The organism is Paludisphaera soli (assembly GCF_011064595.1).
In the GTDB taxonomy this organism is placed as follows: Bacteria; Planctomycetota; Planctomycetia; order Isosphaerales; family Isosphaeraceae; genus Paludisphaera; species Paludisphaera soli.
In genome coordinates this window covers 47,174-59,792 of record NZ_JAALJI010000014.1, presented here as the reverse complement: position 1 = coordinate 59,792, position 12,619 = coordinate 47,174, and the positions used below count along the sequence as shown (strand labels likewise).

Below are 12,619 nucleotides of genomic sequence, written 5' to 3'. Positions count from 1 at the left end.
GCGTAAGCGAAGGGCGTGGGGCGAGAGGTCCGCCGTCCGGGGGACGGGGACCGCCGGGACCTTTCGGTCATCTTTCGCGACGCCACGGATCGAGGCGCGAACAGGGAGCCTTCGCTCAGGACCGGGTCGGAGCCCGTCCCGCGCGTTCCACGGCGTCCGACAGGGAGAACTTGCCGTCGTAAAGAGCCCGGCCGACGATGCAGCCGATCACCGGGAGGGTCGCCAGGCGTTCGACGTCGGCGAGCTGGCCGACGCCTCCGGAGGCGATCACCGGGGTCTTGACGTGGCGGCAAAGCGCCGCCGTCGCGTCAAGATTGGGGCCTTCCAGGGTGCCGTCCCGCGCGATGTCCGTATACACGATCGCCGCCAGCGGCAGGTCGTCGAACCGCTCCGCCAGGACGGCCGCGGACACGTTCGACGTTTCGAGCCAGCCATCGGTGGCGACCATGCCGTCGCGCGCGTCGAGCCCCAGGACGAGCCGGCCCGGGAACTTCTCGGCCATCGACCGGAACCAGGAGGGGTCGCGGAGGGCCTGCGTGCCGACGATCACCCGATCGAGCCCGGCGTCGAGCCAGGTCGCGATGGTGGCCTCGTCTCGCACGCCCCCACCCAGTTGACAGGGGACCGACACCGATTCCACCACCGACCGGACGGCCTGCACGTTGACCGGCTTGCCGGCCTTCGCGCCGTCGAGGTCGACGAGATGGATCCGCGCCGCTCCTTCCGACACCCATCGCCCGGCCATCGCCGCGGGATCGTCCCCGAAGACGGTTTCGCGGTCGTAGTCCCCCTGCTGCAGGCGGACGCACAGTCCGCCCCTCAGGTCGATGGCCGGGATCACTTGCATGGAGCTTCACCAAATCCGAGAAACGGTCTGAACTACGACTCAACTCTAGCCGTCGCCGGGGGGGCTCGCAAGCACCGAGCGGTCCCCCGCATGGCGGGGAAATCGGGTCCTGCGGCGCGTCGATCCGATCCCCCGGAACTGGTCAGGCCCGGACCCCGGCGCGCCGGATCGCGGCCGCCTGACGCGGCGCCCGGATCGGCTGACGAACGACGCGGACGGGAGGCGTCGGGGCCACGCGCTCCCTCCGGAACGCCGGCGGCCGACGGATCGTCGGCCCCTTCGCCGGGAGGGCGGGAGAGGGCAAGTCCGTCCTGACGGCCGGGGCGACCGACGATCCCTGGACCATCGCCGGGATCAGGGCCTGGCCGTTCGGCACGCCGAGGCCGGCGGCCGTCGCCGAGACCGGGTTGGCGACGCCGCGGAAACCCTTGCCGGCCAGCGCGTAGAGCATCGGCAGCGTCTGGGAGGGGCCGTCGAGGCTCCCCTGCCCATTCAACTCCCGACCCTGGGCGACGATCGCCACGACGGCCGCCCAGGCCGGGGCACCGAGGCTCGTACCGGCGACGACCCGCCAGTCGCCCTGGGACTCGCCCGGCCTCGTGTGGAAGACGCTCACGCCCGTCGAGGGGTCGCCGAGGAACGAGACGTCCGGCGTGCTCCTCCTGGCCCCCTGCTGGAACGTCTGCTGGAAGCTCGGCCGGGCGGCGAATCGAGCTTGGCCCGAGCCGCTCCCGGACCAGACCGCCTCGGACTGGACCGCGCCGGCGGCGTCGAGCGTGAGCGAGGTGCCGCCCACCCCCAGAACGTTGGGCGAACTGGCGGGATACATCGCCCCCCCCTCGGGGCCGTGGTCGCCGCTCGCGGCGATGAAGGTGATCCCGGCGCGTCCGGCCGGGGTCGTGAAGAGGTGGTCGTACACGTGCTGGCCGGCCGTCTCCGTGAAGCCGAAGCTCATGGAGACCGCTACGACCCCGGGCGTGTTGCGCGCCACGTCCACCGCCGCCAGGATGTCGTCGGCCGAGTCGGACCTGGCCTCGACCATGAGGATCGAGGCCCCGGGCGCGAGGGCGTGCGCCCACTGGACGTCCATCGCCGACTCCGACGCCCAGGTCGCGTCGGTCGCGTCGCCGCCCAGGCTCACGACGGTCACGTCGGCCTCCGGAAGTCGGAAGGCGTCGTTGAACACCTTCAGGTCCGACAGCAGGGTCGGGTTGTGATAGGCGCCGACGATCGCGATGGTCTGCCCCGTCCCGTCGCCCCGGACCGTCTCGCCGCTCGGCGTGGTCAGGGCGATCGAGGACAGTCCGTAGGCCCCGGCGATCTGCGACGGGGTGAACCCCGACGGCAGGGTACGGTCGTCGAGGGACTCCAGCAAAGGCCGCAGGCGACGCCCGCGCACGTGCTTCCCCATGGATCCGTCCTCCGACGATCAGGCATTCCTTGCCGGGTCGATCCCTCGACCTCCCCCGCGCCGCGCGCGGTCCATCGAAGGGAACATAGCCGGCGGAATTCCGCGGACGGGGAATTTCCCGGTAGTCGGCGGAGCGGTCCTGTCGGACGTGGGGGTGGACCGGGTTGTCCGCCCCGGATCACTGGCGGGCGAAGTTGGCGTACATCGCCAAGCCGACGTGCTGGCTCTTCTCGGGGTGGAACTGGCAGGCGGTCAGGTTCTCGCGGTTGACGACGGCCGTGAACGGCTCGGGGTAAGCAGAGACCGCGGCGACGTCGGCCGGGTCCTCGGCGACGGCGTGGTAGGAGTGGACGAAGTAGACCGAGGGCTCCGGGCCGATACCTTCCAGGAGCGGGATGGGCCGGCGGACCTCCAGCGTATTCCAGCCCATGTGGGGGATCTTCAGCCCCGGTCGGGGGGCGAATCGGACGACTCGGCCGGGGATCAGGTTGAGCCCGGCGTACTCGCCGTCTTCCTCGCTGGTGGTCAGGAGGAGTTGGAGACCCAGGCAGACCCCCAGGCAAGGCTTTCCGGCGCGGACGGCCTCGGTGAAGGCCTGGTCCATGCCCGACTGGCGCAGCTCGGTCATGGCGTCGGCGAACGCCCCGACTCCGGGCAGGACGACGTGCGAGGCCCGGCGGATCCGATCGGGGTCGGTCGCGATCTCGGCGTCGTGGCCGACCGACTCGAAGGCCTTCTGCACGCTCCTCAGGTTCCCCATGCCGTAGTCGATGATGACGATCATGCCGCGCCTCGGTGTTCGGATCGGACCTCGCTGGACCACGATCGTACCAGCCCGTCGGGATGGACGACAGCGGAGGTCGCGGGGTTCGGCGCCGGCTCGATCCCGCTCAGCGCTTCGGCGAGGCCGTCGCATCCTCGCCGCGGGCGATCGGGACCCAGCGCAGGTCCTCAGTATTGAGCCCGAGCGTCTCGTCTTCCGAAGTTCGACTGGACGCGGGCCGGGATCCGGCCGGCCGGGTGGAGGAGCGGGGGCGTGACCCGTCGTCGATCCGGATGGGGGGGATCTCGTCGAGGTCGCTGGCTCGGGAGATCTGGGCGGCGGGGGATTTCCGCTTGGGGGGCGTGGTTCGGCCGGCGGGGAGCGTCCGAGAGCGGGACAATGGGGCGTCGAGGTCCGGGTCGGAGCCGGAGTCGTATCCCTGATCTCGCAGCAGGTTGCGGGCGTTGTCCAGCTTGGTGACCAGGACGTCGCTGTGCAGGCGCTCCTGGACGAGCTTGTCCTCGAACTGGCGATTCTCCTCCTTGAGACGGGCGACCTGCGTCTTGAGCTGGTCGTTCTCGAACTCCAGGTGGCTCAGGCTGGACTTGAGCTGCCCCGTGGACGGACCCCCGGTGATGTAGGTGCCCCGCCCCGAGCAGCCGGCGAGGCCGCTCGCCACGAGGAGCAGGGCCATCCGGGCCCATCGGGCCGCGCAGGGGCGGCCGACGGCGGGGCCGCCTTCGCGTTCAATCCAGGGGTAGTTCGCTGCCGTATCGCGGGCCACGACGTCCTTCCGAATGGGGGACGAGATTGGAGATAGTCTCCTTTATCGGCCGTTTCACCAGCCGGAATCGGGAAACCCCTCCTTGGTTTTCGAAGCGTAGTCGGGCGGGGGCCGATCATCGACATCTTCGGTCGTCTCGACCGGACCCGAAGTCCCGTGCGAGCCACGCATCTTCCGCAGGGCGAAGAAGACGGTCATCCCCAGGATCGTCAGGATCGAGCCGCAGAGGGCGCTCAGCAGGATGATGACCCCCACCGTGCTCTGGTAGGTGCCCAGGCGGAACGGGAACGCGACGGTGACCGCCGCGTCGTTGGCCCAGATGAACCAGAGCATCAGGCCGAGCAGGACGGCGGTCCCGATCAGCCTGCGGTAGACCCAGAAGTTTCGGATGATCGACGGCCGCCGTCGCTTGTACTGGTACGCCATGGCCAAGTCCTCCCCGATACCCGACCTCGCACCGGTCGTGCCGGATTCTAGCCGGGATCGTGATTCGCGTCCCCCCGGAATTCGGGGGGCCGCGCCGCGGGGCTCCGGGCGGCCATAGGCCTAGCGGAGGGGGCCGACGTTCACGCCGAGCAGCCACCAGAAGATCGCGTGGAGCATCTCGAACAGCCCCTCCGCCCAGTTCGGCCAGAGCCATCGCCAGGAGAAGAGCAGGAACACGGCGGCCATGCTCAGGTAGGGCCCCGCGGGTATTTCGCGGTCCGCGCTCGAGGATTCGACCCCCGCCAGGCGTTTCCCCACATATTTCGTCAACTTCCAGAGCGCATGGGCCAGGCCGAAGAACGGGAAGAGGAAGAAGGTCAGGACGGCCGCCTGCCAGCCCAGGAACGCGCCGATCATCGCCATCAGGGTGACGTCGCCGAAGCCCATGGCCTCTCGGCCCAGGAGGAAGGAGAAGCTCGACCGCACCCCCGCCGTCAGGCCCGAGCCGACGAGCAAGCCGACGACCCCCACCCCCAGGCCGCCCAGGATCGTCGAGGCCGCCGAGGGCTCGGGGCGGACCCAGGGCGCGACCGCGCCCAGTCCGAGGCCGAGCACCATGCCGGTCACCGTGACCTCGTCCGGGATGATGAGCAGGTCGTAGTCGATGAACGTCGCCGCGACCAGGAGCGCCACGAACAGGGCGTGGTAGGCCAGGGTGGCGAGGGAAGCGACGGGGATCTGGCCGAAGGCGTCGCGGGGGGCCAGGAGGACGTCGACGACGTAGAGCCCCAGGAACAAGAACCCCACCAGGGCCTCGATCAGGGGATACCGGGCCGAGATGGGGAGGCCGCAAGACCGGCACTCGCCCCGCAGGGCCAGCCAGCCGAGGATCGGCACGTTGTCCGAGGCCGAGATGGCGCCGAAGCATCGCGGGCAGTGCGAGGCCGGCCAGATGACGCTCTTCTGCCAGGGGATGCGGTAGATGCAGACGTTCAGGAAGCTGCCGACCACCGCCCCGATGCAGAAGACGCCGAAGCCCAGGAACGCCAGGATCGGCCAGCTCACGAACACGGCGGGGTCACTCCCGGTTTCGGGACGCCTCGGGCGCGCGTCCAATGCTCCAGGATGAGGTCAGCGACCTCGGCCGGGCCTCGCGACTGGGCGTCGACGACGAGGTGGGCGACCTCCCGGTAGAAGGGCGTCCGGTACTCCAGAACCTCGGCGATCTCGGCCAAGGCGCCCTTGGAGGTCAGCGAGGGGCGGGTCTCGCGGGTGGCCGAGTCGGCCTCCAGCCGGCGGGCCAGCTCGTCGGCGTCGGCTTGCAGCCAGGCGACGAAGCCGTGGCCGCGGATGGCCCGCCGGTTCGCCTCGCGGACGATCGTCCCGCCCCCGGTGCCGAGGATGCCGTCGGGGTGCGCGGCGATCAGGTCGCGGACGACCGCCTCCTCGATCTCGCGGAAGGCTGGCTCCCCCGACTCCTCGAAGATGGCCCGGATCGTCCGGCCCGCCCGAGCGACGATCGCGTCGTCGACGTCCACGAACGTCCGGCCGGTCCGCTCGGCCAGGAGCCGGCCGACCGTGGACTTCCCCGTGCCTCGATAGCCCACCAGCGCCAGGCCCCCGCCGTTCGTCTCGCTCATCGGTTCGCGGCTCATTCGTCCTTCAGGGGTCCCAGCTTCCGTTTCAGGGCCGCCCGCATCACCTCGACGGGGGCGTCCTGTCCGGTGTAGATCTTGAACTGCAGGGCCGCCTGCCGCAGGAACATGTCCACGCCCGTCAGGGTCGTGCACTTGCGCTCCCGGGCCAGCTTGAGCATCATCGTGTTTTCGGGGTGGTAGATCGTGTCGAAAACCACCGTCCCCGAACGCTGGAACGCCGACGGCGGCAGCGGCGTGTCGTCGACGTTGGGGTGCATCCCGACGGGGGTGCAATTGACGACCACGTCCGCCAGCAGGGTCGCCCGCAGGCCCCAGTTCGCGGACCGACAGCCGACCTCCTCGGCCAGCTTGGTCGCCCGCTCGTCGTGGCGGTTGACGATCGTGACGCTGGCCCCCCGACGCAGCAGGCCGAAGGCGATCGACCGCGCGACGCCCCCCGCGCCCAGCAAGAGCACCTGCTTGTCCAGCAGGGGGCTGGGGGCGTCCGGCTCGTCGGTCTTCCCCATCACGTCTTCCAGCGAGTCCATCGCCGCGCGGTAGTCGGTGTTGAATCCGACCCGGGATCCCTCGGCGTCGATCGTGACCGTGTTGCAGGAGCCGGTCCGCTCGACCGAGCCCTCCTTGCTCGCCAGCAGGGGGATGAGGTCTTCCTTGTGGGGGATGGTGACGCTGCAACCCTTGAGACCCACCCAGGCCAGCTCCCCGAAGAAGGTTTCGAGCTGTCCCTTCGGCACCTGGAACGGGACCAGGACCTTGTTCATCCCCAGGTGGCGGAACGCGGCGTTGTGGATGGCGGGGCTGAGGCTGTGCTCGATCGGGTCGCCCACCACGCCGTACACCTCGGTCTCGGCGTCGATCTGGTCGTAGAAGTAGTCCTTCTTCAGCTCGTTCAGGTAGGGCATGCCGGCGGCGAAGACCCGCTCCCGGTTGAAGCCGGCGTAGGTGAACGGCGAGCCGTACTTGGCGTTCAGGACGCGCGTGAACTTGCCGAGGTCGCCCATGGCGATGGCGATGGTCGGCTTCGAGGCGTCGAGGCCGAGCTTGAGGATCCGCGAGGCGTCGGCGAGGTTGGCGGGCATCGCCGCGACCTTGACGACGTCGGGGTCGCACTCGTGGCAGGCGGCGACGATCTCGCCGAGGTCCTCGGGGGTCTTCTTGAGGTTGTGGTGGCTGACGATCCGCTGCGTCTTCCCGAATCGGCGGATCTTGCCCGCGATGTCGTTCTCCAGGTCGACGTAATCGACCCCGAGGACGATGGCCTCGCGGAGGATCTGCTGCCGCTTCTCCTCGTCGCCGCGCCACATGCCGCCGTCGACCCCCCGCCGCACGGTGAAGACCAGAGGGGTGAAGCGATCCTTGAGGAGCCGCTTGAGGTCCGGCTCGCGCCGGAGGCAGTCGACGCGAAGCTCGACCAGATCGGCCCCGGCCTTCGCCGCCGCCTGCCATTCCTCGATGACGGAGGAGTGCCGCCCCCGCCCGATCGTCGCGCAAATCTTCGCCATCGCCGGATGACTCCCCGCTTCGGGAGGACCGTTATTCGCTTGCCCGTTCGACCCTTACGGCTCGCCTGGCGCTCCCTGCCGCCGATTCTACGCGAGCCGGGCGGGGCGATGATAGAGGAAGCCGACGCGCGTCGCGACGGGGCCTTCCGATGTCGCTCAGATTCGACCGAACTGCTTCTCCAGCTCGCTCTTGGTGAAGATCAGGGCCGTCGGCCGGCCGTGGGGGCAGTGGTGGGCGTCGGCCGCCAGCTCGCGACGGGCGAGCAAGGCGTCGATCTCGTCCGCGTTCAGCTTCTGCCCGGCCTTCACGGCCGCCTTGCACGAGACCATGTGGAGCAGCTCGGCGACGAGGCCGTCGCGGGTCGGCGGCAGGGGCTGCGTGGCCAGGTGCTCGGCCAGGTCGCGCACCAGCCGCTCGGGCTGGAGCTGCGAGAGCATCACCGGGGTGCCTCGGACCAGCACCGTGTCGCCGCCGAATCCCTCCACCTCCAGCCCTAACTCCGCGAGCAGTCCGGCGTGCTCCAAGAGGGTCGCCGCCTCGTCGGCCGCCATGTGGACGGGCTCGGGCACGAGGAGGCCCTGGGACTCGACCCGGCCTTCGGCCACTCGCTTCCGAAGCTCCTCGTAGAGGATCCGCTCGTGGAGCGCGTGTTGGTCGATGACCATCATCCCCTCGCTCGTCTCGGCGATGAGGTAGCTGTCGTGCACCTGGATGGCCTTCGAATGCAGGACCGGCTCAGCCGCGACGCGGGACGCGGCCCGGGTCGGCTCGGCGGCCGGGAGTAACGGGGGGACGGCCTGGGTCGCGAGCGGCTCGGCCCCTTCGGAGGGTCGGGTGAACTCGTCGAAGGACCCGGCCTCTGCGAACTCGAACTTGCCGGGGAGCGACCGCGACCATTCGGGCGGCTGAACCTGGCCGACCGAGTCGGGGATGTGGGGCGGCTCGGCGCGGGGCCGGGAGGGCTCGAACCACGAGGCCACCGCCTGGCGGTCGGCGAACTCGGACTCCAGGCCGTAGGAGGGCTCGGGGCGGCTCGGGTTCGGCACCGCGACCGAGGGGCCGCCGGGGGACCAGACGGTCGCGGGTGGGTAGCTCGGCGAGGGCGAGGGTGACGCCTCGACGGGCCGACCGCCGCCGGGCACGGGCTGCAGCCGGCTGTGCAGGTCGCTCGACAGGAAGGTCTGGCGGAGCGTGGAGAGGAGGTGGCTGTAGATGCGTTGGGGGTCGCGGAACCGGACCTCGATCTTGGTCGGGTGGACGTTGACGTCGACCTCCTCGGGCGGGATCTCCAGGTTGAGGAACGCCACGGGGTTGCGGCCGACCATCAGCAGGCCGCGATACGCCTCGTTGAGGGCGTGGCTGAGGCTCCGGTCGCGGACGTAGCGGCCGGCGAGGAAGAGGTACTGGCCCTTGGTGCTCGACCGGCTCTGCGAGGGGTGGCCGACGTATCCCCACAGGCCAACCTGATCCAGCTTCCCCTCGACCCAGAGGAGCGACTCGGCCAGCTCGCGCCCGAAGAAGGTGGCGATCCGCTCGCGGACCCCGGCCACCGCCGGCAGGTCGTGGACGATCTTGCCCGCCGACCGAAAGGTCATGTGGACCTCGGGATGCGCCAGGGCGATCCGCGAGAAGGTCTCGGCGACGTGGCCGGCCTCGGTCGAATCGGACTTCAGGAAGGTCCGCCGGACGGGCGTGTTGAAGAAGAGGTTGCGGACCTCCATGACCGTCCCGGGGGGGCAGCCGCAGCTCTTGATAGGGCCGGCCACGCCCCCTTCGATCAGGATCTCCGACCCCTCGTCGGCGTCGGCCCGGCGGGTCTGGCAGCGGACCTTGGAGATCTCCGCGATGGCCGCAAGGGCCTCGCCCCGGAACCCGAGGGTGCGCACCCGGTGGAGGTCCTCGGCGCTTTCGAGCTTGCTGGTGGCGTGGGGCTGGAAGGCCAGGATCAGATCCTCGGCACCAATCCCCTGGCCATCGTCGGCGATCCGGATGAGGTCTTTCCCCCCGCGCTCGACGCTCACCTCCAGGCGGCGCGCCCCGGCGTCGATCGCGTTCTCCATCATCTCCTTGACCACCGAGGCCGGTCGCTCCACGACCTCGCCCGCGGCGATCTGGTTCACGACCGACGGCGGCAACACCCGGATCACGCCCATCTCCCACCTCCCCGGCCGCTTCGCCCCGTTCGCCGATTCTTCATTCTAGGACCTGATCGCATGTGCAGAAAGCCGCGTTGCCGATGAGTCCGCCGGAATTGGCTTCGTTCGCAGGCCGGGGAAACGAACGCATCGGACGCAAAGACCTCGATCCAAGGGACTTATGTTGCGAAAGCTGGGGCCTGGATTGGGTTCGTTCGACGCGCTTCGTGGGCACACTCGACCAGACCTGTCGCGATGGCGACACCTGAAAGTCGACGACGGCGGATGATCTGAGAACGTTCCCTGAGGGGTTCGGGAAGACTCGGCTGAAGTCTCCGACGATTGGGTTCGTTCGCCCGAACCGCAAATCTAACCCATCGGACGCAAGTGGTTTCCTGTAAATGAATTACCCAGTGAAAACGGCTGTGAAAATTGGCTTCGTTCGGCGCGAATCGCCCCGCGGTCGCGGGCGGGGGCTCGGTGCCCGATTCCGATCGGGGAACCACCGAGGGGCCTTCCCGGCTGGAAACCTCGGCGCGCAATGAGGGCACCTTGACAATACCACCGATCAGCGAGCCTGGGAGCGAATCGGCGAAGTGCGGTCAAGGTCGGGCGGTCGACGGTGTCGTCATGTCCCGGTCGAGGTAGCCCCCGATCGAGGCTGGGTCGGTGTAGCCGTAACGGGTAAGGGCTCCCAGCACGGCGTCGGGATGGTCGATCAGGATCGCCACGGCCTCTGTCAGTCCCTCTGGGCGGGCGCGGAGGAGCTGGTCGAGGAGTTCTTTCCGGACGATTTGGGCGCGACCCTCGACGGTCGGCACGAGGAGGCGAGAGAGGCGTTCGGCGTCGGCGTCGCCCTGGATCGTCTCTTTCCCGGCGATCCGCGCGGCCGCGGCCTTCAAAGTCTCGGGCTCGTCGCGTGCCCAGGCGACGAGCTCCGCATTGAAGCCGAGCCGATTGTCCTTCTGGAGCCCGTCGCCCCAGAACCGCTGGAGGATCGGTGCGTGCGACCGGACCCAGGCGGGCGAGGCCGCAGGGTCGGCAGGGAGCCGGTCGGCGTCGTCGACCAGCAGGCTCAGGGCCCAGGCCCGTGAGACCGCCACCGGGTCGGCCACCGTGACGACCCGAAGGCCGCCGAGCTGCGACGGCTCCGACGCGTACCAGGGCTTCATGACGAACAGCAGGCGCGTGAACGCCGTCGCCTTCGAGTCCTGAGTCAGCAGCACGACGTAGGGGAAGCGATCGCCGCTGCGTCGCACGAGCTTGATGTCGGGACGCAGGTGCCCGAGCGCCTGCTGGTCGTTGAAGACCTGCATCGCCGTGTTCGTCTTGTCGTTCAGATGGTCCACCTCGGCGTCGGGGGGGAGCACCCGGTTCAGGTCGGCGATCACCTCGGGCGTGTAGGCGTCGTACCAGTAGGTCAGCTCGAACCCACGGCTCCAGGCCCCCGTCGGGCCGCCGACCAGGATGTTGTAGTACGAAAGCTCATAGGGATGGATCCTCACCAGGGAGACGAGCGCGGGCGCCAGGACGATGGCCGCCGTCGCGAGGAGGCCCCATCGGAACCGCCGGGTGACCGCCGCGCCGATCCAGGCCGTCCCCCAGCCGGCGAAGGCGGCCAGGAAGAAGAAGGTCGGCAGGAACAGACGGACCCCGTCGTGCGCCGGCGTCGGGAGCATCCGCAGGGCGGGGAGCGTCGTCATGTGGAGCAGGAAGTAGAGGGGGATCCGGTCGGTCCGAATCCGCCTCAGCCCCCAGGCGACGCCGACGAGGGCGGCGGCGAGGATCGTCGGCGGCACGGTGATCGCCGTCAGAACCCAGGCGTTGTGCCAGGGGAGGCTGTACTTGTAGATCTGGCCGAAGTACAGGATCAGGATGTCCGGCAAGGCCCCCTGACGATCGTTGCTCAGCGTGTAGTAGTGGGTCATCCTGACGATCGTCTCGCGCCACCAGGCGGGGTTGCCGAGCCAGCCCACGACGGGCGCGAACGCCAGGATCGCGGCCAGCGTCTCCAGGGCCGGCCGCTCCACGCCCCAGATCGGGCTTTTCGGCCGCCATCGGCCGAGCATCCGTCGGAGCACCCAGACCAGCGAGGGGACGGCCAGGATCGCCCCGGGGATCCAGGTCTGGGGTCGGGGCGTGGTCTGGAAGAAGAGGTCGGCCTGGGCCGGCGGGGGGAGTCGACGCTGGAGGAGCTGGATCTCCACGAAAGCCAGGCCGAGCGGCAGCAGCATCAGCCCCAGCGTGACCGCCGCGTCGATCCAGCCGGCGCGGCCGAATCGTCGCGTGAAGGCGGACGGGAGGTAGGCGACCGTCAGCCAGAGCATCAGGGGCAGCAGGACCCCGACCGCCGCCATCTTCTCCAGGAAAGCGAGCCCGAGCAGCACCCCGACGAGCACCCGCCATCGCCGGGCGTCGGGCTCGTGCAGGCCCTTCCAGAAGGCGAGCGCGGCGCAGATCCAGAGGAAGAGTCCGGGGATGTCCGTGTCCAGCAGGTGCGCCTGACCGTAGAGCCGGGGCGTGAGCAAGAGGGATCCGGCCATCACCAGGCCGACGGCCGGGCCGTAGCGCCGCGACAGGAAGTGGCAGCCGATCGTGATCGTGAGCGCGAACTGGAGGATCGACCCCAGCCTTCGCGACGGCACGTCCTTCATCCCGCCGCCGAGCGCCGCGCGGGCCGCGAGGCTCACCTGCCCCGCGAACGGCGGGTGGAAGTTGATGCCGAACCGGGCGTACGGCCAGTAATACAGGAGCGCGTCGGGATCGACCTGCGCCTGGAGGTCTTCCCACGACCGCGCCGAGGCCCACTGACTCCACCATTGCGCCGAGATCACCTGGCTGTACCGGTACGCCGGCTCGTCCCAGGTCACGCCGAAATCGCCGGCCGTGGGGACCAACGCGACCAGCGCCGCGAGGAAGACCGCCGCCGTGGCGGCCCAGGTCCAGGTGCGGAGGGGGCTCGGCCGCGAGGGCTCCGGAAGGTCTCCGCCCCCCCCTGCTCCATCGGTCGGCTTGTCGTCGAGACGGCGGTCCTGCATGATCCTTCCTCGATCGCCCCGTTGCGGTGAGGGCCCATGATAACAGCCAGCGGG

At 69.7% G+C, this 12,619-nt stretch carries 10 protein-coding genes; all 10 read right to left on the bottom strand.

The features are described from left to right. Positions 1 to 115: 115 nt before the first annotated feature. The 10 genes from hisA to G6O68_RS17870 all read right to left on the bottom strand — a co-directional run bounded on the left by hisA (position 116) and on the right by G6O68_RS17870 (position 12,565). Positions 116 to 847, bottom strand: coding sequence for a 1-(5-phosphoribosyl)-5-[(5-phosphoribosylamino)methylideneamino]imidazole-4-carboxamide isomerase (gene hisA / locus G6O68_RS17915; RefSeq protein WP_165250008.1), 732 nt, complete (start codon positions 845 to 847; stop codon positions 116 to 118). Positions 848 to 989: 142 nt separating this feature from the next. Next, positions 990 to 2,258: a S53 family peptidase gene (locus G6O68_RS17910; protein WP_165250007.1), complete on the bottom strand. Its 1,269-nt coding sequence runs from the start codon at positions 2,256 to 2,258 to the stop codon at positions 990 to 992. A gap of 178 nt (positions 2,259 to 2,436) precedes the next feature. Continuing rightward, positions 2,437 to 3,042 carry an imidazole glycerol phosphate synthase subunit HisH gene (hisH, locus tag G6O68_RS17905; protein WP_165250006.1) on the bottom strand — a complete coding sequence of 202 codons (606 nt, stop codon included), beginning with the start codon at positions 3,040 to 3,042 and terminating at the stop codon, positions 2,437 to 2,439. Between the two features lie 106 nt (positions 3,043 to 3,148). After that, the gene (locus tag G6O68_RS17900) at positions 3,149 to 3,805 is read right to left on the bottom strand and encodes a cell division protein ZapB (RefSeq protein WP_165250005.1); all 657 of its coding nucleotides are present in this window, start codon (positions 3,803 to 3,805) and stop codon (positions 3,149 to 3,151) included. Between the two features lie 54 nt (positions 3,806 to 3,859). After that, positions 3,860 to 4,231, bottom strand: a complete 372-nt coding sequence (locus G6O68_RS17895; RefSeq protein WP_165250004.1) for a DUF1049 domain-containing protein — start codon at positions 4,229 to 4,231, stop codon at positions 3,860 to 3,862. A gap of 120 nt (positions 4,232 to 4,351) precedes the next feature. Continuing rightward, the gene (locus G6O68_RS17890; RefSeq protein ID WP_165250003.1) at positions 4,352 to 5,302 is read right to left on the bottom strand and encodes a prepilin peptidase; all 951 of its coding nucleotides are present in this window, start codon (positions 5,300 to 5,302) and stop codon (positions 4,352 to 4,354) included. Next, positions 5,293 to 5,871, bottom strand: a complete 579-nt coding sequence (locus G6O68_RS17885; protein WP_165250002.1) for a shikimate kinase — start codon at positions 5,869 to 5,871, stop codon at positions 5,293 to 5,295. Before G6O68_RS17885 ends, G6O68_RS17890 begins: the two co-directional genes overlap by 10 nt. Before the next feature lie 11 nt (positions 5,872 to 5,882). Beyond that, the gene (gene aroE, locus G6O68_RS17880) at positions 5,883 to 7,391 is read right to left on the bottom strand and encodes a shikimate dehydrogenase (RefSeq protein WP_165250001.1); all 1,509 of its coding nucleotides are present in this window, start codon (positions 7,389 to 7,391) and stop codon (positions 5,883 to 5,885) included. Positions 7,392 to 7,547: 156 nt separating this feature from the next. After that, on the bottom strand, positions 7,548 to 9,545 hold the full coding sequence (gene mutL / locus G6O68_RS17875) for a DNA mismatch repair endonuclease MutL (RefSeq protein WP_165250000.1): 1,998 nt from the start codon (positions 9,543 to 9,545) through the stop codon (positions 7,548 to 7,550). A gap of 584 nt (positions 9,546 to 10,129) precedes the next feature. Next, positions 10,130 to 12,565 carry an ArnT family glycosyltransferase gene (locus tag G6O68_RS17870; protein WP_165249999.1) on the bottom strand — a complete coding sequence of 812 codons (2,436 nt, stop codon included), beginning with the start codon at positions 12,563 to 12,565 and terminating at the stop codon, positions 10,130 to 10,132. Between the last annotated feature and the right edge of the window lie 54 nt (positions 12,566 to 12,619).